Origin of the sequence: Variovorax sp. 350MFTsu5.1, assembly GCF_048302515.1 — a bacterium.
Lineage (GTDB): Bacteria > Pseudomonadota > Gammaproteobacteria > Burkholderiales > Burkholderiaceae_C > Variovorax > Variovorax guangxiensis.
Map to the genome: position 1 here is coordinate 4,799,314 of NZ_CP157620.1, position 22,252 is coordinate 4,821,565.

Below are 22,252 nucleotides of genomic sequence, written 5' to 3' on the forward strand. Positions count from 1 at the left end.
CCATGGAACACCCGAACACCCCCTCTTCCCCCATCGCCGAATTGGTGGCGCGCGCCCGCGCCGCGCAGCGCATCTACGAGACCTGGTCGCAGGCGCAGGTCGACACCGCCGTGGTCGCGGCGGGCTGGGCCATCATCGAGCCGGCACGCAACCGCGAGCTGGCCGAGCTGGCCGTGGCCGACACCGGCGTGGGCAACGTCGAGGACAAGGTGCGCAAGAACCACCGCAAGACCTTCGGCCTGCTGCGCGACCTGCACGATGCACGCTCGGTGGGCGTGATCGCCGAAGACCCGGCGCGCGGCATCGTCGAGATCGCGCGGCCCGTGGGCGTGGTGTGCGCCATCACGCCATCGACCAACCCGGGCGCGACGCCGGCCAACAAGATCATCAATGCGCTCAAAGGGCGCAACGCGGTCATCGTCGCGCCTTCGCCCAAAGGCTGGTCGACGGCGGCGCGGCTCATCGAGTTCATCCACGCGCAGTTCGACCGCATCGGCGCACCGCGCGACCTGGTGCAGCTGCTGCCCGCGCCGGTCAACAAGCAGTCGACCGCCGAGCTGATGCGGCTGTGCGACCTGGTGGTGGCCACCGGCTCGCAGGCCAACGTGCGCGCGGCGTACGCGAGCGGCACGCCGGCCTTCGGCGTGGGCGCGGGCAACGTGGCGGGCATCGTCGACGAGACGGCGGACGTAGAGGCCGCGGCCGATCGCATCGTGCGCTCCAAGACCTTCGACAACGCGACCAGCTGCTCGTCGGAGAACAGCCTCGTCGTCGTCGACGCGGTGCGCGCGAAGATGCTCTCGGCGCTGAAGGACCGCGGCGCCGTCATGCTCGCCGACGCGCAGAAGGCCGCGCTGCAGAAGCTGATGTGGCCCGAGGGCAAGCTCTCGGCCGCCGTCATCGGACAGTCGGCGCGCGTCATCGCCGAGCGCGCGGCCGAGGTCGATGGAGCCAACCGCGCGGCGTGGCAGGCGATTGCCGAGGCCGATCCGCGCATCCTCATGGTGGCCGAGGACGGCGTGGGCCACGACCATCCGTTCTCCGGCGAAAAGCTGAGCCCGGTGCTCGCGGTGTACGCCGCGCGCGACTTCGACGAGGCCGCCGCCACCGTGGCGCGCATCTATTCGTACGAAGGCGCCGGCCACTCCGTGGGCCTTCACAGCGCGGTGCCCGAGCGCGCACTCTCGCTAGGCCTCACGTTGCCGGTCTCGCGCGTCATCGTCGACCAGGCGCACTGCATCGCCACCGGCGGCAGCTTCGACAACGGGCTGCCCTTCTCGCTCTCGATGGGCTGCGGCACCTGGGGCAGGAACAACTTCTCGGACAACATGAACTACCGGCACTACCTGAACATCACGCGCGTGTCGCGGCCGATTCCCGAGGTGGTGCCGAGCGAGGAAGACATCTTCGGCGCCTTCTTCGCCAGCCACGGCGCGAAGTGAACATGACGGCGGCCGCGACCACGGTGCATGCGCTGATCGAGCGCCAGGCACGAGAGCAGCCGCACGCGGTCTACGCGCGCGCCACCGAATCGGAACAGCACATCGCCTACGGCGAACTCGCGCGCGCGTGCCGCCGCGTCTCGGCCGTGCTGCGCGGGCTCGGCATGCAGCCGGGAGACACGGTCTCGGTCGTCATGCCCAACGGCCTGCAGACGCTGCGGCTGCTGCTGGGCGCGATGCACGGCGGCTTTCGCGTGAACCCGGTCAACCTGCTGTCTCAGCCCGAGCAGATGCACTACGTGCTCTCGCATTCCGACTGCCGCCTGGTCTGCGTCGCGCCCGAGTGGGAATCGCGCGTGCGCGGAATCGTCGAAGCCTTCGACCGGCCGGTGGAGCTGATCGTGGTCGACCCCGAGGGCGATGCGCTGCCCGGCGAGGAAGAAGCCGCCGCGGACGTGCCGCCGCCCTCGCCCGACGCGGTTGCGCTGCTGATGTACACCTCGGGCACAACCGGCAACCCCAAGGGCGTGATGCTCACGCAGCGCAATCTCGCCGCCAATGCGCACGCCATCAGCGAGGAGCACGGGCTGCGACCGTCCGACCGCGTGCTGGCGGTACTGCCGCTGTATCACATCAACGCCTTCACCGTGACCATGCTCGCGCCGCTGGCGCACGGCGGCAGCCTCGCGATGCCGCCGAAGTTCTCGGCCGGCCGCTTCTGGGAACAGGCCGCGCAGACGCAGTGCAGCTGGATCAACGTGGTGCCCACCATGATCTCGTACCTGCTCGAAGGCCCGAAGCCGCCGCTCGCGCAGACGCTGTCGATCCGCTTCTGCCGCTCGGCCTCGGCCGCGCTGCCGCCGGAGCACCTGCGCGCCTTCGAGCAGATGTTCGGCATCGGCATCGTCGAGACCATGGGGCTCACCGAGACGGCAGCGCCTTCTTTCTCGAACCCCATGGACCCGGCCGCGCGCAAGCTCGGCTCGGTCGGCCGCGCCTCGGGCTGCATGGCCGGCGTGGTCGACGCGCAGCTCGCGGCCGTGCCCGACGGCACCACCGGCGAACTCGTCATTCGCGGACCGAACGTGATGCTCGGCTACTACAAGAACGAAGAAGCCACGCGCGCAAGCTTCACGCCCGACGGCTGGCTGCGTACCGGCGACCTCGGCCACCGCGACGAGGACGGCTTCTTCTTCGTTACCGGCCGCATCAAGGAACTCATCATCAAGGGCGGCGAGAACATCGCGCCGCGCGAGATCGATGAGGCCCTGCTGAAGCACCCCGCCGTGCTCGAGGCCGCCTCGGTGGGCGTGCCCGACCGCCACTACGGCCAGGAGATCGGCGTGTGCATCGTGCTGCGCGAAGGCTGCGCCTGCACCGAGGAAGAACTGCGCGAGTTCGCCGCCACCGCGCTCGGCCGCTACAAATCGCCCGGCCACTACCGCTTCGTACAGGACCTGCCGCGAGGCCCTTCCGGAAAGGTGCAGCGACTGAAGCTGATGCCGCTCTTCGAGGCATGACGGCTGCCGAACTGCTGGTGCCGCCGCTGGCGCCAGCAACGCTGGCCTACAGCCTCTGCGTGGTGTTCGCGGCCGGCATCGTGCGCGGCTTCGCGGGCTTCGGCTTCTCGGCCATCACCGTGGCGGGCATGTCACTGGTGATCTCACCCGCGCTCGTGGTGCCCGCGATCTTCATGCTGGAGATCCTCGCCAGCCTGAGCCAGCTGCGCGGCATCGCGCGCGACGTCGACCTGGCATGGCTGGGCTGGCTGATGCTCGGCAACCTGATCTGCATTCCGCTCGGCGTGGCGCTGCTCGCGTGGTTGCCCGAGACGCCGCTGCGCCTGCTGATCGGCATTCTTCTGATGGCCGCCGCCCTGTTGCTGCGCAGCGGCGCGCATGTCGCGCTGGAGCCCACGCGCGGTCTGCGACTGGCCGCCGGGCTGGCCTCGGGCTTCATCAACGGCGTGGCGGCCATCGGCGGCATCGCGGTCGCGGTGCTGCTGAGCACGGCGAAGATGGCGCCCGCCGCGCTGCGCGCCACGCTGATCGCGCTGCTGCTCTTCAGCGACGTGGTGTCGCTCATCAGCGCTGCGCTGATGCCCTCGTCGACGCACGCATCGGGCAACCTGCTGGGACCGGACACGCTCAAGTGGGCGCTGTGGCTGGCGCCTGCGATGCTGGCGGGCATCTGGTGGGGGCAGCGCTCTTTCAAGGGTGTGTCGCCGGAGCAGTTCAGGCGGCTGGTGTTGAATCTGCTGATCGGGCTGGCGGCGATGAGCGTGGTGCGGTCGGTGGCCGGGCTGGTGTGGTGAAGACTGTCGGCAGTCAGGCCGGCGGCGCCATCAGCCCCGCGTCATACGCCTCGCAATAGAGCCCCCAATCCTCCACCACCTGCGCCGCACACTCATGCGCCGCATCCAGCAAGTCCCCGCGCCACGACTTCGCCGAAGCCCCGAAGTCGATCAGCGCATCCGCGATGGCCGAGCCCTGGCGGCCAGAGCTGCGCAGTTGCGCCCAGGCCATGAGCTGGCCCATCTCGGCGATCACGCCGCGGATGTCGGCGAGGCGCGCGCGGTTCACGTCGAGCATCACGCGGTCTTCGCTGGGTTGGAGGCCGCGCAGCACGTACGAAGACTTGCGGCCGACGATGGGATGCAGGAAGGCCATCGACACGGCCTGCATGCGGCGCTGCAGGCCGACCACGCGGTGCGCCTCCGAAGGCCATTCGGGCTGCTTCGTTTTCTTCAGGTGCGGCACGAGCGACGACGGCAGCGCCTGCTTCAGGTCGAGCAGGAAGTTGGCGTCGGGCGAGCCCTTGCCTTCGATCAGCACGATGTAGCGCTCCACGCCGAGGCTGCCGGTGCCGGCGATGCGTCGGGCCACGTCGAGCACCTTGAAGAAGCCGGGGTTGGGCTGCGAGGCGGCGAAGTTGTCGATGAGCCTGGTGACCCGCTCGCGCTGCGCCTCGGTGGCCTGCAGCGCGTGCTTGCCGTCGCAGCGGATGGAGCGCCTGCGGCCCTTGCGGTCGCTGCGCCGGTCGAGGAACGCGGGGCGGGTGCGTGCCTTGAGGGTGTCGAGCAGGTCCCTGACGAGACCGCCTGCGGTGTCGCGCTCGATCCAGCGGGCCTTGCCCAGCACGAGCGCGCCGGCATAGGCATCGAGGAAGGTCCTGCACAGGGCATCTGCATCGGCGGTGCTCTTGCACAGGCCCTCGCCCGCCACCAGGATGCTGGAGAGGAAGCGCACCAGCTCCCACGTCACCGGCGCGAGCGCGGCTTCGTCGAAGTCGTTGAGGTCGAAGTAGACGAGCCGGTTGTCGCCCTTGTAGCTGCCGAAGTTCTCCAGGTGCGCGTCGCCGCACAGCCATGCAGTGGGGGCCTTGGAGAAGAGCGCGCCGGCCGGCAGGCGGTCGTAGAACAGGTGGCAGGTGCCGCGCAGGAAGACGAAGGGGCTGGAGCGCAGGTTGGCGTATTTCATCGCCAATCGTTCCGGATCGCGCCCGGCGTTGAAGCTGCGGATGGTCTTGGCGGCGTTGGGCATGCGTTTCGTCTTTCTTCCTCTTGCGCGGGTCGCGAGCGGCGGATTCTGTGGCCGCTCGCCCACTCGAAGCTGACGAAGCTGCGAGGCTGAAGAGGCCGAAGTCAGAGCAGCCCGGCCATCTTCTGCGCCGCCGCCTTCAGCGCATCGATGCGTCCGATCGCGTCGTCCATCGACATCCGCGCCGTGGGCGCATGCACGGCCAGCGCAGCGCGCACCGCGCCGGCCGCATCGCGCACCGGCACGGCCACCGCCACGAGGCCGGCGATGAATTCCTCGCGGTCGCAGGAGTAGCCCTGCTTCGCGATCGCCTCGCACTCGGCGCGCAGCGCGGCTGCCTTGACGATGGTGTTGGGCGTCATGCGCTCCAGCGGCAGTCCGTCGATGAACGCATCGCGCTCCTTTGCCTGCATCTGCGCCAGGAAGAGCTTGCCGCTGGCCGTGCAGTGCAGCGGCACGTGCGAGCCCACGTCGAGCGTCAGGCGCAGCGGCCATTGCGCCTCGACGCGGTCGAGGTAGAGCACCTGCGCGCCGTCGAGGGTGGTGAGGTTGCAGGTCTCGCCGACCTGGCGCACCAGCGCCGACAGCACCTCGTGCCGCATCCCGCGCACCACGCCGTGGTTGAGCGTGTCGAAGGCCAGCCGGCGCAGCGCGGGGCCGACGGTGAAGGAGCGCTCGTCCACGTCGCGCGCCAGGAAGCCGGTTGCCAGCAACTGCGTGCAGATGCGGTGCGCCGTGCCCTTGGGCAGGCCGAGCTGCGCGGCCAGGTCGGCCAGCGTGAGCGCGCGGCCTTCGCTGGCGAGCAGCGCCAGCAGGCGCAGGCTGCGCTCGGCGGAGGAACCGGAGACACCGGCGGACTCCGCGTCGTCCTGGAGGGGCGCTGCGGCGGGAATCACTGCGGCGGATGCGCGCGCGGAACGTGGCATGCGGATAAACCTTGTGAAGAAAAGAAGTCGGTCCGGAAAGGTATGGCCATGGACGCAGCCTGGCCACGGCGATTGTTCCACTGCCCGGCCCCGCTATCTCCTGGCCCCATTCAGCGCATGCAGTGCGGCAAAGGCAGGCGCATTCGGCTGGGCTCCCAAAAGAATGTCCGGGAATTTTTTTCGTAAACAAATTCGATGAATTTGTGATCAAAAAAAAGGCCGCGCATGGCCTCAAGAACCTGGAATCCCGACCGAAAAGAAAAGCACGGAATTCGCGCGATTGAAGAGCGCCCAATTCCGACGGCGCTTATTGCGATCCAGCTTTTTCCTACCCTGACACCGGACCCATGAAAAATATCTCGACCCGGAAACTGCTCGCCGGGACTTTCACGATCCTCGCGCTGCTGGTGCTGCTTGTGAGCCTGCTGGCACTGCGTTCACTGAATGCGGCCGACCACCGGTTCTCCAGCTACGTCGCCGGCATCGCGCACCGCAAGGCGCTGACGGCCGAGATCGGCATCGCCGCCAGCCGGAGGGCCATCGGCGTGCGCGAAATGGTGCTCGTGCAATCGGCGGCGGAGCGCGATCGGGCCAAGGCGATGGCGGTCGACAGCAACGAGAAGCTGCAATCCGCGCTGAAGCAACTCAAGAAGGCGCTCGACACGGAAAGCGATGTGACGCAGCGCGAACGGGCCATCTTCGAAAAGATGGAAAAGACCGAAAGGGAATACCTGCCCATTGCCCTTTCCATCGTCGAACTCGCCGCCGCCGGAAAACGCGAGGAGGCGATCGAAAGAATGAATACCGCGTGCAGGCCGTTGCTCCTGCAGCTGCTGCTCGCCTCGGTCGAATACGCGGACTACAACGCGGAAATATCGCAAAAGGATGTCGAGGCTTCCGCGGCGGCCTATTCAAGGCAGCTGACGCTGCTGCTCGCGCTGAGTTGCTTCGCGGTGCTGGCGGCGGTGGCGCTCGGCGTCTTCATTGCGCGCCGTCTCTTCTCGGCGCTCGGCGGCGAGCCAGCCATGCTCAGCGTGGCGGCCCACAGGGTAGCCGACGGCGACCTGAGCGAGATCGACGGCGCGCACGAGGCGCCGCAGGGCAGCGTGCTGGCATCCATGGTCGCCATGCGGCGCCAGCTGGTCGCGCTGATCGGGCAGGTCCGCTCCTGTGCCGACAGCATCGCCGTCGCGAGCGCGGAGATCGCCCAGGGCAACAACGACCTTTCCCGCCGGACGGAGGCCGAGGCCTCTTCCCTTCAGGAAACCGCGGCCTCCATGGAAGAACTCAACGCCGCCGTCAGGCGCAACGCCGCCAGCGCGACCGAAGCCAACAGGCTCGCCCACGGCGCGAGCAGCGTGGCGATGCGCGGCGGCGAAGTCGTGGTGCAGGTCGTGGAGACGATGAAGAGCATCAACGACGGCAGCAAGCGGATCGCGGACATCATCGGCGTGATCGACGGCATCGCGTTCCAGACCAACATCCTTGCGCTGAACGCCGCCGTGGAGGCCGCGCGCGCGGGCGAGAAGGGCCGGGGCTTCGCGGTGGTCGCCTCCGAAGTGCGCAGCCTCGCGGGACGCTCGGCCGACGCCGCGAAGGAGATCAAGGCGCTGATCGGCGCGAGCGTCGATCGCGTCGAGGCCGGCTCGGCGCTGGTCGACCGCGCGGGCGCCACCATGGCGGAAGTCGTCGATTCCATCAGGCGGGTCGCAACCATCGTCGGCGAGATCAGCACGGCCAGCGCCGAGCAAAGCGCCGGTGTCGCGCAGGTCAACGCAGCCGTGACGCAGCTGGACCAGGCCACGCAGCAGAACGCGGCGCTGGTCGAACAGAGCGCGGCCGCGGCGCAGAGCATGAACATCCAGGTCGGGCAGCTGATGCAGGCGGTCTCGGCCTTCCGGGTCGGCAAGCCGCATCCCGGCGCCGTTGCCGAGCGCGCCGCCGAGCCGGTGCTTCGGCTCTCGGCGGATAGCGCACTGGCTTAGGAATCGGAAGGCCCGCCCCGCCACCACCCGGCTCGGCATGCGGGTAAACGTTAAAAACGGAACATTGCGTTCCGAAAATCAATGACCTAGGATCGGTTCGAACAAGGGCGCTCGCCCTTCCAGAACTTCCCCCGGGACCATTGCATGCCTGAAGAAGAGTTCGACTACATCGTCGTCGGCGCGGGTTCCGCCGGCTGCGTGCTGGCCGGCCGGCTCAGCGAAGACCCGGCCACGCGGGTGCTGCTGCTCGAAGCCGGCCCGGCGGACCGGTCGCTGTGGATCCACCTGCCCATCGGCTACGGCAAGACGATGTGGAGCCCCACCTACAACTGGCGCTTCGAGACCGACCCCGACCCGAACATGAACGGCCGGCGCATCTACTGGCCGCGCGGCAAGACCCTGGGCGGCTCCAGCTCGATCAACGGCCTGATCTACATCCGCGGCCAGCGCGAGGACTACGACCACTGGGCCGCGCTGGGCAACGCCGGCTGGGGCTACGACGATGTGCTGCCTTACTTCATTCGCTCCGAAGGCAACGAGCGCGGCGGCGACGCCTTCCATGGTGGCGAGGGGCCGCTGAAGGTTTCGGACATCGCGGCGAAGCACGAACTCATAGAAGCCTTCATCGACGGCGCCGTGCAGACCGGCGTGCCGCGCACGAAGGACTTCAACGGCGCCGCGCAGGAAGGCGCCGGCTACTACCAGCTCACCACGCACAAGGGCTGGCGCTGCAGCACTGCCAAGGCCTACCTGACGCCGGCGGTGAAGCGGCGGCCCAACCTGCGCATCGAGACCGAGGCGATGGCCGGGCGGCTGCTGTTCGATGGCAGGCGCGCCACGGGCATCGCCTACCGCCAGCGCGGCGAACTGAAGACCGCGCGCTGCCGCGCAGAGGTGCTGCTGTCGGCCGGCTCTCTGCAGTCGCCGCAGTTGCTGCAGCTCTCGGGCATCGGGCCGCGCGCGCTGCTCGATCGCTTCGGCATTCCGGTGGTGCAGGAGCTGCCCGGCGTCGGCGAGAACCTGCAGGACCACCTCCAGATCCGCCTGGGCTACGAATGCACCAAGCCCATCACCACCAACGACCAGCTCAACTCCTGGTTCGGACAGATGGGCATGGGCCTCGAATGGCTGCTGCACCGCACCGGCCCGCTGGCGGTGGGCATCAACCAGGGCGGCTGCTTCATGCGCGCGCTGAAGGATGCCGAGGGCCGGCCGGTGGCGGCCACGCCCGACATCCAGTTCCACGTGGCCACGCTCTCGGCCGACATGGCGGGTGGCAAGGTGCATCCGTACTCGGGCTTCACGATGTCGGTGTGCCAGTTGCGGCCCGAGTCGCGCGGCCACGTGCGCATCCGCTCGCTCGACGCGGCCGAGCCCCCCGAGATGCAGCCCAACTACCTTTCGACCGAACTCGACCGCGCGACCACCGTGGCCGGCGTGAAGGCCGCGCGCGCCATCGCCGAATCGCCCGCGATGCGCCCCTACGTCAAGCGCGAGGTGAAGCCCGGCCCCGGCGCGGCGAGCGACGCCGACCTGCTGGAGTTCTGCCGCAACAACGGCGCCACCATCTTCCACCCCACCGGCACCTGCCGCATGGGCGCCGATGCGCTCGCGGTGGTCGACGCGCGCCTGCGCGTGCACGGCGTGGCGGGGCTGCGCGTGATCGACTGCTCGGCGATGCCGACGCTGGTGTCGGGCAATACCAACGCGCCCGCCGTGATGATGGCCGAGAAGGCCGTCGACCTGATCAGAGAGGACGCGAGAGCGGCAGCCGCCGCGCAGTGAGTTCCCGCATCGAACGAACCCCACGGTCCGCAGAGACCGCCACGACAACCTCATCGGAGACAGACATGAGCGCAAGCGACGAGAAAGCGATTCGCAGGGTGGTGGTTTCGGCCCTGGTGGGCGCCACCATCGAGTGGTACGACTTCTTCCTGTACGGCGTGGTGGCCGGCATCGTGTTCAACAAGCTCTACTTCCCGGGCAGCGACCCGGTGGTGTCGACCCTGCTGGCCTACACGACCTTCGCGGTGGGCTTCGTCACGCGGCCGCTGGGCGGCGTGATCTTCGGCCACTTCGGCGACAAGATCGGCCGCAAGAGCATGCTCATCATCACGCTGATGATCATGGGCGTGGCCACCTTCCTCATCGGCCTGGTGCCGACCTACGCGCAGATCGGCATCGCGGCGCCGCTGCTTTTGTTGCTCCTGCGCGTGGCGCAGGGCATCGGGCTGGGTGGCGAATGGGGCGGCGCGGTGCTCATCGCCTACGAGTACGCGCCGAAGGAGAAGCGCGGCTTCTACGCCTCGCTGCCGCAGATCGGGCTGGCCATCGGCCTGTGCATGGCCTCGGGCGTGGTGGCGCTGCTGTCGTGGCTGCTCACCGACGAGCAGTTCCTCTCGTGGGGCTGGCGCATCGCCTTCCTGATCTCGGGCGCGATGGTGATGGTGGGCATGTACATCCGCCTGCACGTGAAGGAAACGCCGGAGTTCGCGGCCGTGAAGGCGCGCAACGCCGAGCTGCGCATTCCCTTCATGGACATGCTGCGCCGCTATCCCGGCAACGTGCTGAAGGGCATGGGCGCGCGCTACATCGACGGGGTGTTCTTCAACATCTTCGGCGTGTTCTCCATCAACTACCTCACGAGCACCATCAAGATCAACCGCACCGAGGCGCTGCTGGGCGTGATGGCCGCGGCGGTGGTGATGTGCTTCGCCATTCCCTTCTTCGGGCGCATGTCCGACCGGCTGGGGCGCCCGCGCGTGTACATGTGGGGTTCGCTCATCACGGCCGTGTCGGCGTTCCCGGGCTTCTGGCTCATGACGCACAGCGGCGGCAACGTGCTGCTGGTGTGGCTGTCGATCATCATTCCCTTCGGCATCCTGTACGCCTCGGTGTACGGACCGGAGGCCGCCCTCTTCTGCGACCTGTTCGACGCGAAGGTGCGCTACACGGGCATCAGCTTCGTCTACCAGTTCTCGGGCATCTTCGCCTCGGGCATCACGCCGATCATCGCGACGGCGCTGCTGAAGTCGGGCGGCGGCGAGCCATGGCAGATCTGCCTGTACGTGCTGTTCGCGGGCGTGGTGTCGGCGGCGTGCGCGTGGATGATCGGGCGCGGCGCCTCACCTGCGGATGCACCGGCGGCGGCAGCCTCGCGCTGAGGGCCACGCAAACCTTTCAGAGCGCGCTGCCTATGCCGAGCGCGCGCATCACGGCCGCGGTGCGCGTCTCCACGCCCAGCTTCACGTACACGTGCTCCAGGTGCTTGTGCACCGTGCGGGGGCTGATCTGGAGCAGGGCGGCGATCTCGGCGTCGGTCTTGCCGCGCGCCAGCCAGTGCATGACCTCGCCTTCGCGCGGCGTGAGGGCCGGAGTGCGCTTTTGCGGCGAGACGGCGCGCGCTGATACCTCCGCGCAGGTCAACCGGTACAGCAACGCCACCGCGACCACATGCTCCAGCCCCGCGCGGCGATAGTGCTCGGCCTGCATAGAGGCGCGGCGGAACTCTCGCCGGCCCGGTGCCTTCGCGGCGTTGCGCCGGATTGCATGCACGCCGTGATGCCGCACGGGCGACTGCCCGGATTCCAGCTGTTCCAGCAGGCGGAGTGCGCTCGCGCAGTCGCCGCGCGTGAGATGCGTCATGGCATGCCCCTTTCTTCGTGCATACGCATTGCTGCGTATGGCGCCCGTACGCATCGGGACGGAGGATCGCCCTTCGTCCCTCTGCCGCGAGCCCAGTATAGGCAGGCAAGGGACGCGCGAGCCGTCCGCCGGCGAAGGGGAAACACATGGCTATCGACGAAACAAGGCTTAACGCGTTCATGGGTAACTTCGTCCATGACATCGGCGCCGTGATGCACGCCGCAACCATCGTCGTGGGCGACCAGCTCGGCCTGTACAAGGAAATGGCGAAAGGACCGGGCACCGTGGAAGAGCTGGCCAAACGCACCGAGACCGATCCGCGCTACCTGCGCGAATGGCTCTCGGCACAGGCCGCCAGCGGCTATGTGGAGTACGACCCGAAGAGCGAGCGCTTCTCGCTCACCGAAGAGCAGGCCTTCGCGCTCGCCGAGGAAGGCAGCCCGGCCTTCGTGCCCGGCGCGTTCCAGATCGCCGTGGCGCAGTTCAAGGCCGTACCCAAGATGGTCCAGGCCATGCGCACCGGCCTGGGCATCGGCTGGCACGAGCACGACCCCGCCCTCTTCCACGGCACGGAGCGCTTCTTCAGGCCGGGCTATGCGGCCAACCTGGTGAGCCAGTGGATACCGGCGCTCGAAGGCGTTTCCGCCGCGCTCGAACGCGGCGCGCGCGTGGCCGACGTGGGCTGCGGACACGGCGCCTCCACGCTGCTGATGGCGCAGGCCTACCCCGAGTCGAGCTTCGTCGGCTTCGACTACCACGCCCCCTCGATCGAGCGTGCGCGCGAGACGGCGCGCAAGGCAGGCATCGACGATCCGAAGCGCCTGAGCTTCGAGGTCGCAAGCGCGAAGGACTTCCCGGGCAAGGACTACGACCTTGTCGCTTTCTTCGACTGCCTGCACGACATGGGCGACCCGGTGGGAGCGGCGGCGCACGTGCGCGGCAGCCTGAAGCCGCAGGGCACCTGGATGCTGGTGGAGCCCTTCGCCAACGACCGGCTGGAAGACAACATGAACCCGGTGGGGCGCGTGTTCTATTCGGCCTCGAACTTCATCTGCACACCCGCCTCGCGCTCGCAGGAAGTGGGACTGTGCCTTGGCGCGCAGGCCGGCGAGGCGCGGCTTCGCGACGTGGCTTCCAAGGGCGGCTTCGCGCATTTCCGCCGCGCCAGCGAGACGCCCTTCAACCTGATCTTCGAAGCACGTCCGTGAGGACATCCAAGGAGCTGCCGCCATGTCACGCCAATACATCGACTGCCGCGAATACCCGAGCACCATGAACTGCAGCGTCGCGCTCAGCGCCGACAGCGAGAGCGAGTTGCTCGATGCCGCCGTGCAGCACGCCGTGACCGTTCACGGCCACACCGACACACCCGAGCTTCGCAAGCAGCTCGCGAGCATGTTCAAGACCGGCACGCCGCCGCTGCAGGCGCCTGCCGCGCAGAAGTTGCCCGCCTGACAGCTGAGCCGGCCGCGGCGGTCGCTGCGCCGCCGGCCGGTCCCTGACTCTTGGCTGACCGATGGCCGGCTGGCCACGGGGTATCGCCGCATCTACACTGCGGCCATGAAGAGAACAGGGGAAGCACAGCGCTGCCTGCAGCCCGTGGTGGAGCTGCGGAAGGAAGTTTCGTCCTACGCCTACTCCGTTCGCGCGCCCCGCTCCAGGGGCGTGATACCTCCCAGCTCGTACCGCAACGGCGGCTTCGCCACGCTGGCCGAATGCCTCGGCGACGTGGCGCGCGCAATGGGCGGCGACTTCTCGCGCATATACGTGCGGCTCGAGGGCTTGTGCGTCGGCGAGCGCGACATCGTGGAGTTGCGCCGCGACCCCGAGAGGGTCGCCGTCGAACTGAAGGCCGGACTCGAGGCCGAACTGAAGGCGAAGGCCGCCTTCGAGGTCAGGGCCGAGAGCGTGTCCGAGCCCGGCGAAGGCTGATCGCGATAACCAGCCCCATCGCCGCGGCGCCGCAGCCGGCAAGGAACACGCCGCCGTACCCAGCCCTGTCCGCGAGCAGCCCGGCCAGCGGGCCCGTCAGCCCGTAGGCGACGTCCTGGAAGGCGGAGAACCCGCCCAGCGCCGTGCCGCGCAGATGAGGCTGCACCAGATGCACGACCTCTCGCCCCATGGACGGAAAGATCATCGAGCAGCCGAGCCCCGTGAGGAACGCGCCGACAAGGGCAACCACAGGATCGGAAGCGCTCCAGATCAGCGCCTGACCCACCGTCTCGACCGCAAGCGAGCCGATGGCCACGGGCAGTCCGCCCACGCGGTCCGGCAGGTGGCCGAAGAGCACGCGCACCAGCACGAAGCCGCCGCCAAAGGCCGTCAGGCCCAGCCCGGCGTAGCGCCAGTGCTGGTCGAGGAAATGCAGCGTGAAGAACGCGCCGATCGCCGCGAAGCCGATGCCCTGCAGGCACACGATGGTGCCGTGCGGCCAGACCTGGCCGATCACGCGCCAGAACGGCGGCCGCTCGGCGCCCGGATGCGCGGGCACGCCGGCCATGCGCCAGATCGCGAGCATGCCGAGGCAGGGCAGGATCACGCCGACGCTCATCACGCCGGCGTATCCGAAGCGCTGCTGCAGCGCGAGGCCGATCGGCCCGCCGACCGCCAGCGCGCCGTAGATGGCGGCGCCCACCAGCGCCAGCACCTTGCCCGAGCGCACCGGGCCGACGAGCCCGATGCCCCAGCCGATGATGCCGACGCCGACCAGGCTTTCGCCGAGGCCGACCAGCAGCCGGCCCGCCAGCAGGACGAGGTAGGCCGTCCACGGCGACTGCACCAGCAGGCCCGCGACCAGCGAGACCAGCGCGCCGCTCACATAAAAGACCAGCCCGCGCGACACCGCGGCCTTGGCCCCGGCGCGGTCGGACCGCGTGCCGGCATGGGCCCGGCTCAGCACGGTGGCGAGAAAGGCAATGCCGACGCCGAGCCCGGCCCACACGTTGCCCAGCCCGAGCTGCCCCGTCACGAAGATCGGAACGACGGGCAGTGACATGCCGACGCAGAGATAGGAAATGAAGAGGATGGCCGTCAGCAGCAGCAAACGGCCCTGCGCGGGGTCGCGCGTCGATGATGGTGGGGATGACGATGAAGTCGTGGCCCGTGTCGATGGAGAAGTCATGGTGTCGTCCAGGTTCGTGGTGTTCTCCCGGCCGACCGGAGCGCGCATGCGAACGCACCCCGACCGGCAAGGGTCGTGGAGTGCGTTGGTTGACGTCAGACGCTTACGGCCAGTGCGACTGGCACTGCGGACACCGTGGCGTCCGCGTTGGAGTGGTGGCGGTAGTCAGCCGGGCTGCTCGATGCCGCTCGACAGACGAAGGCCGGCCGGTTTCATGCGAGCCGCATCGACAGTTCGACGTCATCGCCGAAGGGCGTGGACATGTAGCCCGAGGCGGGCGAGCGCACATGCGCGAGGTACTCGGGGCAGTAGTCGGCGTTGTCGGCGACGACGAATGCGCCGGGCCTCAGGCGGCTTTCGACCAGCGCGAGGATCTCCGGGTAGAGGGCCTTGGCGCCGTCGAGCAGCAGCAGGTCGATCGACCCGGGCAAGTCGGCTGCGAGCGTGCGCAGCGCGTCGCCCTCGCGAATCTCGACCAGGTCGGCGAGGCCGCCAGCCTCGAGGTTGCGGCGGGCGCGCGCCACCTTGGAGGGCTCGAACTCGGTGGTGACGACGCGGCCGCCGCCGTTGTCGCGCAGGGCGGCGGCGAGGTGCAGCGTCGAGATGCCGAAGGAAGTGCCGAACTCGACGATGTTCCGCGCGCCGCCGCTGCGCGCCAGCATGTAGAGCAGCAGGCCGGTCTCGCGCGAGACGGGCAGCGGAACGTCCTTGAGCCGCGCGTAGAGATCGATGTAACCGGTCTTGCTGCGCATCAGCTTCGAGCGCTCTTCGTCGGACAGGCCGGCGATCGCCGCGCTCATCGCGGGCGATGCCTCGGCGGCCTCGGCGAACAGGCGCTCCAGCAGGGGCGCCAGTGGTTTGTTGGTGAGGGTTGTCACAGGGGTTCTTCGTGTCCGAGTGAAGGTTGGCCAATAATATGAAGGAACATTCACATTTCCTATTCGCGTTGCGAACCCCGTCCATGGCCGACCGTCAGAACCCGCCGATCTCCTCCCGAAGAAAGCCCAAGCAGGCCCGCTCCAACGACCTCGTCGCGGCCATCCTCGAGGCAGCCCTTCAGGTTCTGGAGAAGGAAGGCGCGCAGCGCTTCACCACCACGCGCGTGGCCGAGAGGGCCGGCGTCAGCGTCGGGTCGGTGTATCAGTACTTCCCCAACAAGGCGTCGATCCTCTTCCGGCTGCAAAGCGACGAGTGGAAGCAAACGAGCGACATGCTCTGCGGCATCCTCGAAGACGCGCAGCGCCCGCCGCTGGAGCGGCTGCGCATGCTGGTGCACGCCTTCGTGCGGTCGGAGTGCGAGGAAGCCGGAATGCGCGTGGCGCTCAACGACGCCGCCCCGCTCTACCGCGATGCGCCCGAGGCGCACGAGGCACGCGCCGCCGGCGACCGCATCATGCAGACCTTCATGCGCGAGGCCTTGCCCGACGCCGGCGAAGCCACGCGGGCGCTGGCGGCCGACCTGATCACGACCACGTTCAGCTCGGTGGGCAAGCAGTTCTCGGAGAGTCCGCGCACCGACGCGGAGATCAAGATCTATTCGGACGCCATGGCCGACATGTTCTGCGCCTACCTCCAGAGCCTCGGGCACGGCCAGCAGAAGAAGCGCCCTCGCCGACTGGCAGGCCTCTAGCCCTCGCCCCTTTGTCTTTGTATTTCGCGCGAAACACTGCTTACCTCTTGATGCAGTTCAGGGTATGCCTGCGCCACACGGCGTCACGCCCGTAGCGCGCTGAGCCTCAACCGGCGGTGCAGGCGCGCACTGCCCGCACCCGCCTCGGCAGCCATCGGCCCCCGCCTGGGTACCCGCTTCCGGGCATATCGCCCGCCGCAACGCGTACTTACATTTTTGGCTTGCAAATCGAAAACGACGGCATGTGCAGGCGGGGGACAGACTCGCGCCCGCACGCGGGAGCCTGCCCGTTCAGGCGACGAACGAACAAGTTGGGAAGCCATGAACAAGGTTTTTCGGACCCTCTGGAATCAAGCCCGCGGCACCTGGGTCGCCGCACCCGAGACCTCGCGCGGCCATGCGCGCTCGGCGCAACAGCCGGCCGAGGCGATGGCCATTGCCTTCGCGCTCGCCCCTGCCTTCGCGGCGCTGCTGCTGGGTGCCGGCCCGGCGCTGGCGGCGGGCGGCGCGGGCGGCCAGCCCGCCAACGACACCTCGCTGCACGCCGGCTCGGGCGGTGCCGACGGCAGTGGCGGCAGCGGCGGGCTCAACGACACCACGGTGAATGCGAGCGGCGGCGCCGGCGGATCGTCGACCGACGCGGGTCCGACGGCCGGCTCCGCAGCCAACATCGGCTCCTTCGCCGGCGCCACCGCCGGCACGGGCGGCGCGGCGGGCGCGGGCAGCAACGTCGTCAGCCCCGGCGTGCTGCAGGGCGACAACGGCGCGGCCGGCCAGTCGCAGACCGGCGACTTCAGCAACGGAAACGGCTACGGCGGCGGCGGCGGCGGCGGCTTCCAGGGCGCGTCCATCGGCAGTGGCGTCACCACCTCTTCCGACAGCTACACGGGCGGCGCTGGCGGCGCGGGCGGCAACGGCTACTGGGCGGCCGGTGGAGGCGGTGCGGGAGGCTACGGCTCCATCCTCATCGGGCCGACCGGCAACTACACCGCCACCGGCAGCTCGACCGGCGGCGCCGGCGGCAAGGGCGGCGACGCCTTCTCGCAAGCCGGTGGCGGCGGCAGCGGCGGCGCCGGCTTCTTCCTGAATGCGACGACCTCGGGCATCGTCTTCACCAACAACGGCGTCGTCGCCGGCGGTGCCGGCGGCGCGGGCGGCTCCGAGCTGCTGCCGGCGCGCAGCAACGCGTCGGGCGGCGGCGGCGGCGCCGGCGGCAGCGGCATCACGCTGGCGGGCAGCGCGGTCTCGGTGACCAACACGGGGGCGGTCAGCGGCGGCGCCGGTGGCGCGGGGGGGGCCGGTGGCGGCGGCGCGGGCGGAACCGGCTCACCGGGCGCCGGCGGCGATGGCGGCATCGGCCTGCGGGCGACGGGCGCCAGCACGACGATCACCAACAGCGGCTCCATCACCGGCGGCAACGGCGGCGTCGGCGGCGCCAGCAGCAACGGGGGCGCGAGCGGCGCCAACGGCGCGGGCGGAGTGGGCGTGTCGGGCGCCAACCTCGGCATCGTGCACAGCGGCAGCATTACCGGCGGCATGGGCGGCGACGGCGTCACCCGCGCGGCGGCCGTGGAGTTCACCGGCGGCAGCAACAGCCTGACGCTGAACGCCGGCGCGGCGCTGACGGGCGCCGTGGCCATCGACGGCGGCGCCACCGCCAGCATCGTCGCGGGCGCCGATGGCCTGAGCCTGAGCAGCCCGCTGCTGCTGGGCGGCACCGGCACCATCGACACCAACGGGCACGACATGGGCTGGTCGGGCCCCGTCTCCGGAACCGCCGGCCTGGTGAAGACTGGCGCGGGCACGCTGACGCTGTCGGGCGCCAACGTCTACACCGGCGCTACCAGCGTCAACGCCGGCACCCTGCGCGCCGGAGCGGCCAATGCGCTCAGCAACGCGAGCGCATTCACGGTCGCGTCGGGCGCCACGCTGGACCTCGCCGGCCAGAGCCAGACCATCGCGTCGATGGCCAATGGCGGCACCGTCTCGCTCGTCGGCTCCGCGCCGGGCACCACGCTCACCGTGACCGGCCCGTGGGTCGGCAACGGCGGCACCTTGCGCCTGGGCACCGCGCTGGGCGACAGCAGCAGCGCGAGCGACCGGCTGGTGCTCAGCGGCGCGACCGCCATCGCCAGCGGCACGACCAACGTGCAGATCACCAACCTCGGCGGACTTGGCGCGCTGACCACCGGCAATGGCATCGAGGTCGTCAGCGCGATCAACGGCGCCACCACCACCGCGCAGACCACGAAGAACGCCTTTGCGCTGGCGGGCGGCCACGTCGATGCCGGCGCCTACGAGTACCGGCTGTACGCCGCCGACGCGAGCGGCGCGGGCGAGAACTGGTATCTGCGCTCCAGCGCCGTGGTCACGCCTCCCGCCAACGGCGGCGGAGGCGGAAGCACCGGCGGCACCGGTAGCGGCGGCGGCACCGGCGGGGGCGTGAGCGTGCCCACCTACCGCACCGAAGTGCCGCTGTACGCCGCGCTGCCCGAGCAGTTCCGCCAGGCCAACCTGTCGATGCTCGGCAGCATGCGCCAGCGCTTCGGCGACGACGGCCCGCCCGGCAGCAACGACGCCGGCCCGGCCATGCAGGACCGGAGCTACCGCCAGGTCTGGGCCCGCATCGTCAGCACCGACCGCACCATCAGCCAGGGCGGCACCGTGAACCCCACCAGCAAGGGACGCCTCACCGGCTTCCAGGCCGGCACCGATCTCTGGGCCGACGCCCACTGGCGCGCCGGCGTCTACCTCGGCGAACTCAACGGCGACATGCGCGTGAACGGCTTCGCGCGCGGCATCGTCAACTACGCGGCCGGCTCCAACGACCTGCGCAGCCAGTACCTGGGCGCCTACGCCACCTGGAAGAACGACAGCGGCCTGTACGTCGACGGCGTGCTGCAGGCCGGGCGCCATCACTACACGGCATCGCCCGCGCTGAGCTATTCCAGCTCCGGCAAGGGCAGCAGCCTGCTGGCCTCCATCGAGGTCGGCCAGTCATTCGCCATCGCGCCGGGCTGGACCATCGAGCCGCAGCTGCAACTGGTGCACCAGCGCATCAGCCTGGGCGACGGCGGCATCGCCGCCGCGCTGGTGCAGCAGCACAGCCACAGCGGCTGGATGGCGCGCGCCGGCGTGCGGGTGAAGGGGGAGATCGCCACCTCCGCCGGCCTGCTGCAGCCCTATGTGCGCTTCAACGTCTACCGCAACGGCAGCGGCACCGACACCGCCCGCTTCATCGGACCCGCGGCCTACACCGACATCGCCACGCGCACCGGCGGCACCAGCACCGAACTGGCGGCGGGCGCCACGCTGCAGCTCACGCAGAACGCGAGCCTGTACGCGGAGCTGGGCAAGCTCTGGGCCTCGGGCGGCGGCGTGCGCACGAAGAGCAGCGGCATCGAGGGCAGCGTGGGCGTGAAGTTCCGCTGGTAATGCACGGACGCGGCGGCGCGCTCAACGCCGCCCGCCCTCGTCCTCGCGAACCATCTCGACGACCGACAGCACCGCCTCGATCACCGCCTCCGGGTCGTCGAACTGGATGTCGTGGCTGGAGTTCGGCAGCGACAGGTGCCTGCCGCGCGAAGACCACTCCGCTTCTTCCATGTGGAGCTGCTGCCAGATGGCCAGCACCTCGCGGCCCTGTGCGGGCGTGATCTTCATTCCCCGGAGCTCGGCCTCGGTGTACGGCGCCATCGCGGTGAGCACCACCAGCGCACGCCTGCCCAGGTCGCGGAAGGCGCCCGCCTCGGCGAGCATGGCATCGGTCGCGTCGCTCTCCGCCATCTGCGTGACCATCGACTTCGGCGCGTAGGCCCGGACCGCCCGCGCATCGCGCTCGCTCTGGTTCGGCGCACGGGGCAGCAGCCTCGGGGCCGCCGCCCTCAGCAGGCCGGTCCACGCGAGCGACACCGCGACGCGCGAACGCAGCGAGCGGGTTTCCGTCATGTAGGCCGCGACGCGCGCCACCTGGTCTGGATGCGACGGGTCCACCAGAACCAGCCCCGCCACCTCGTCGCCGAAGTACCGCGTGAAGGTCGTGGCGAACAGTCCACCCAGCGACTGCCCGACCAGCACGAAAGGCCCGCGCTCTCCCGCTCGCGCCAGCGCCTCGTGAAGATCGCTTGCCACCTGCTTCGCGCTGATCGGCGCACCCGACGGGTCGCTCCACATCAGCCCCGCGCGGCTGTAGGCGCACGCCCGCGTGCGCGCCGCGATGGCCGGCTGCACCGCCGACCAGCTCAGCGAGCCATCGACGCTGAGCCCGGCCTCGAACACGACCGTGGGCGAACCGGAGCCCCGGCAGTCGAGCTGGATGCGGCGCCCGCCGCCGACATCGACCATCTTTCCCGGCGCGGGGAAGTCCCGCTGCGCCCGGTAGCGGCCGACCTGCTCGTACACCACGCCCGCGAGGACGGCCAGCGCGAGAAGTGCCGTGCTCCAGAAGACGATGCGCATCATCACCAAGGAAGATCTGTTCGACGAAGGCTTCACCGCGGCCATGGTGCCACCGCCAGGCGGCCAAGGCCACCGGCTAACGCTTCGAGCGATCGCCGCGCACCGGCCCCGGCACGAAGGCGTTGGTGCGCGCCATGTAGTCGAGATAGGCGGGGCGGCGCTCGCCGATGTCGCTTTCGAGCATGCGCACACCCGAGACCTTCAGCAGCAGCCAGGTCATGAGCAGTGGCGACACGATGCTCCACGCCCCGCCCCACCCCGCGCCGCCGATGGCCATGAGCCAGATGCCCCACCATGTGCAGGCCTCGCCGAAGTAGTTGGGATGCCGCGTGTAGCGCCACAGGCCGCGGTCCATCACCTGGCCACGGTTCGCGGGGTCGGCCTTGAAGCGCGCCATCTGCGCGTCGCCGATGGCTTCGAAGAGGATGCCGAAGAGCGCCAGCGCGCCGCCGATCGCATCGAGCGGACCGAGCGGCCGCGCAGCCGCCATGCCCGGAAGGAAAGGCGCCGACACGATCCAAGCCAGCACCGCCTGCAGCGCGAACACCAGATACAGGCTCCTGAAGCCGAAGTTCGGCTGGTTGCGCGCGCGTATCGCCTGGTATCGGCGGTCTTCGCCATGCCCCCAGTTGCGCCACGTGACGTAGATGCACAGCCGCAGCGCCCAAGCGGTGCCCAGTACCGCCATGCACAGTCCGCGCGCGGTCTGCGCGGGCAGCAGCAGGAAGTACACGAGGCCGGCACCCGCAATGAAGACCGACCACATCCGGTCGACGAGGCTCGCGTCATGCCGTGCGAGGCTCACGGCCCAGGTCGGCAGCGCCAGCGATGCGGTCCACGCCAGGCCCGCAAGAGCGACCACGGTCATGCCGCTGCTCATGCGCGGCACTCGAAGAGATGGCGGCCTACCGGGCGGCGCTTCCGGTGGTCGAAGCAGGAGAACGGCAGCAGCCCCCTCCCGGCCCGGCGGATGGCGAATGCGATGTCCTGCGGCATGTGCGTCTGGTCTTTCCTCTGGGGACACGCGCGGGGGCGTGCATGGACAGGTGTACGCGGCGAATCGGGTTTTGGATGAGCCTCGGCTAAAGTCGGCCACGACCTTACCCACATCCCGAAGACATGCGTGACGTTCTCTACTACTCGTTGATGCTCCTGCTGGGCTTCGCCTGGTACAGGTTCGGGCAGAACCTGCTGCGCAAGGGCAACCGCGACGAGAACGACGAGCTCACCAAGGGAATCGTGGGGCCCGTGGGCTTCCTGATGGCTGGCGGCATCGCCTGCTACCTCTTCTTCGGCGTGCTGCGCGCGCTGGTCCGGGCAGAGGTGCCATGCATCGGCAAGGGCTGTGCGGGACAGCTCTATACCCTGGCGGCCAATCCCGGCGAATTCTGGGCCAACGTGCTCTTCATGGTGTGGATGGTGCTCGCCCTGGGTTACGCGCTGTACGTGACGCTCAGGATCTGGTTCAGGGTCTAGGGCGCGATTGCCGGTGCGCCATCGGTCGAA

19 protein-coding genes are annotated in these 22,252 nt (G+C 69.5%); 12 read left to right on the plus strand and 7 right to left on the minus strand.

Annotation, left to right across the window (positions count from 1 at the left end; genetic code table 11):
• The first annotated feature begins 2 nt into the window (after nucleotides 1-2).
• Genes sauS through ABL843_RS21845 form a run of 3 tightly spaced genes read left to right on the plus strand, consistent with a single transcriptional unit; the run spans nucleotide 3 to nucleotide 3,756 of the window.
• Complete coding sequence (sauS, locus tag ABL843_RS21835) at nucleotides 3-1,442, plus strand: acylating sulfoacetaldehyde dehydrogenase (protein WP_418117277.1); 1,440 nt, start codon at nucleotides 3-5, stop codon at nucleotides 1,440-1,442.
• 2 nt (nucleotides 1,443-1,444) lie between these two features.
• On the plus strand, nucleotides 1,445-2,962 hold the full coding sequence (locus tag ABL843_RS21840; RefSeq protein WP_418117279.1) for an AMP-binding protein: 1,518 nt from the start codon (nucleotides 1,445-1,447) through the stop codon (nucleotides 2,960-2,962).
• Nucleotides 2,959-3,756 carry a sulfite exporter TauE/SafE family protein gene (locus ABL843_RS21845; RefSeq protein ID WP_418117280.1) on the plus strand — a complete coding sequence of 266 codons (798 nt, stop codon included), beginning with the start codon at nucleotides 2,959-2,961 and terminating at the stop codon, nucleotides 3,754-3,756. Before ABL843_RS21840 ends, ABL843_RS21845 begins: the two co-directional genes overlap by 4 nt.
• A gap of 13 nt (nucleotides 3,757-3,769) precedes the next feature.
• Here ABL843_RS21845 and ABL843_RS21850 read toward each other — a convergent pair whose 3' ends face one another.
• Together ABL843_RS21850 and ABL843_RS21855 are read right to left on the minus strand one after the other, a co-directional pair.
• Nucleotides 3,770-4,984 (minus strand): DUF2252 domain-containing protein, encoded by a 1,215-nt coding sequence (locus ABL843_RS21850; RefSeq protein ID WP_418117281.1) that lies wholly within the window; start codon nucleotides 4,982-4,984, stop codon nucleotides 3,770-3,772.
• A gap of 101 nt (nucleotides 4,985-5,085) precedes the next feature.
• Nucleotides 5,086-5,907 (minus strand): IclR family transcriptional regulator, encoded by an 822-nt coding sequence (locus ABL843_RS21855; protein WP_184641619.1) that lies wholly within the window; start codon nucleotides 5,905-5,907, stop codon nucleotides 5,086-5,088.
• Between the two features lie 347 nt (nucleotides 5,908-6,254).
• Here ABL843_RS21855 and ABL843_RS21860 point away from each other — a divergent pair, with 347 nt between their 5' ends.
• The 3 genes from ABL843_RS21860 (at nucleotide 6,255) to ABL843_RS21870 (ending at nucleotide 11,056) form a co-directional block, all read left to right on the plus strand.
• The gene (locus ABL843_RS21860; RefSeq protein ID WP_369661402.1) at nucleotides 6,255-7,892 is read left to right on the plus strand and encodes a methyl-accepting chemotaxis protein; all 1,638 of its coding nucleotides are present in this window, start codon (nucleotides 6,255-6,257) and stop codon (nucleotides 7,890-7,892) included.
• Between the two features lie 144 nt (nucleotides 7,893-8,036).
• Entirely contained in the window at nucleotides 8,037-9,677 is a 1,641-nt protein-coding gene (locus tag ABL843_RS21865) for a GMC family oxidoreductase (RefSeq protein WP_369661401.1), read from the plus strand.
• Nucleotides 9,678-9,742: 65 nt separating this feature from the next.
• Complete coding sequence (locus ABL843_RS21870) at nucleotides 9,743-11,056, plus strand: MFS transporter (protein ID WP_418117283.1); 1,314 nt, start codon at nucleotides 9,743-9,745, stop codon at nucleotides 11,054-11,056.
• 16 nt (nucleotides 11,057-11,072) lie between these two features.
• Here ABL843_RS21870 and ABL843_RS21875 read toward each other — a convergent pair whose 3' ends face one another.
• Nucleotides 11,073-11,537 (minus strand): response regulator transcription factor, encoded by a 465-nt coding sequence (locus tag ABL843_RS21875; RefSeq protein ID WP_418117284.1) that lies wholly within the window; start codon nucleotides 11,535-11,537, stop codon nucleotides 11,073-11,075.
• 146 nt (nucleotides 11,538-11,683) lie between these two features.
• Between ABL843_RS21875 and ABL843_RS21880 the strand changes: the two genes are divergently transcribed.
• The 3 genes from ABL843_RS21880 (at nucleotide 11,684) to ABL843_RS21890 (ending at nucleotide 13,469) form a co-directional block, all read left to right on the plus strand.
• A complete protein-coding gene (locus ABL843_RS21880) occupies nucleotides 11,684-12,745 on the plus strand; it encodes a class I SAM-dependent methyltransferase (protein WP_126024470.1) in 1,062 nt (353 codons plus the stop codon).
• A gap of 22 nt (nucleotides 12,746-12,767) precedes the next feature.
• Entirely contained in the window at nucleotides 12,768-12,992 is a 225-nt protein-coding gene (locus ABL843_RS21885; protein WP_126024469.1) for a DUF1059 domain-containing protein, read from the plus strand.
• Nucleotides 12,993-13,097: 105 nt separating this feature from the next.
• On the plus strand, nucleotides 13,098-13,469 hold the full coding sequence (locus tag ABL843_RS21890; RefSeq protein ID WP_126024468.1) for a hypothetical protein: 372 nt from the start codon (nucleotides 13,098-13,100) through the stop codon (nucleotides 13,467-13,469).
• Here the strand turns inward: ABL843_RS21890 and ABL843_RS21895 are convergent.
• A complete protein-coding gene (locus ABL843_RS21895) occupies nucleotides 13,432-14,658 on the minus strand; it encodes an MFS transporter (RefSeq protein ID WP_418117285.1) in 1,227 nt (408 codons plus the stop codon). The two genes, ABL843_RS21890 and ABL843_RS21895, sit on opposite strands and share 38 nt — an antisense overlap.
• 212 nt (nucleotides 14,659-14,870) lie before the next feature.
• Nucleotides 14,871-15,536 carry an O-methyltransferase gene (locus ABL843_RS21900; protein ID WP_418117286.1) on the minus strand — a complete coding sequence of 222 codons (666 nt, stop codon included), beginning with the start codon at nucleotides 15,534-15,536 and terminating at the stop codon, nucleotides 14,871-14,873.
• Nucleotides 15,537-15,619: 83 nt separating this feature from the next.
• Between ABL843_RS21900 and ABL843_RS21905 the strand changes: the two genes are divergently transcribed.
• Together ABL843_RS21905 and ABL843_RS21910 are read left to right on the plus strand one after the other, a co-directional pair.
• Entirely contained in the window at nucleotides 15,620-16,288 is a 669-nt protein-coding gene (locus ABL843_RS21905) for a TetR family transcriptional regulator (RefSeq protein ID WP_418117287.1), read from the plus strand.
• A gap of 321 nt (nucleotides 16,289-16,609) precedes the next feature.
• A complete protein-coding gene (locus tag ABL843_RS21910; RefSeq protein ID WP_418117288.1) occupies nucleotides 16,610-19,723 on the plus strand; it encodes an autotransporter outer membrane beta-barrel domain-containing protein in 3,114 nt (1,037 codons plus the stop codon).
• A gap of 21 nt (nucleotides 19,724-19,744) precedes the next feature.
• Here ABL843_RS21910 and ABL843_RS21915 read toward each other — a convergent pair whose 3' ends face one another.
• Together ABL843_RS21915 and ABL843_RS21920 are read right to left on the minus strand one after the other, a co-directional pair.
• Nucleotides 19,745-20,749: an alpha/beta fold hydrolase gene (locus ABL843_RS21915; RefSeq protein WP_369661394.1), complete on the minus strand. Its 1,005-nt coding sequence runs from the start codon at nucleotides 20,747-20,749 to the stop codon at nucleotides 19,745-19,747.
• A 73-nt stretch (nucleotides 20,750-20,822) separates the two neighbouring features.
• A complete protein-coding gene (locus tag ABL843_RS21920; protein WP_369661393.1) occupies nucleotides 20,823-21,626 on the minus strand; it encodes a DUF1295 domain-containing protein in 804 nt (267 codons plus the stop codon).
• Between the two features lie 239 nt (nucleotides 21,627-21,865).
• Here ABL843_RS21920 and ABL843_RS21925 point away from each other — a divergent pair, with 239 nt between their 5' ends.
• Nucleotides 21,866-22,222 carry a hypothetical protein gene (locus ABL843_RS21925; protein ID WP_369661392.1) on the plus strand — a complete coding sequence of 119 codons (357 nt, stop codon included), beginning with the start codon at nucleotides 21,866-21,868 and terminating at the stop codon, nucleotides 22,220-22,222.
• Nucleotides 22,223-22,252 lie beyond the last annotated feature (30 nt).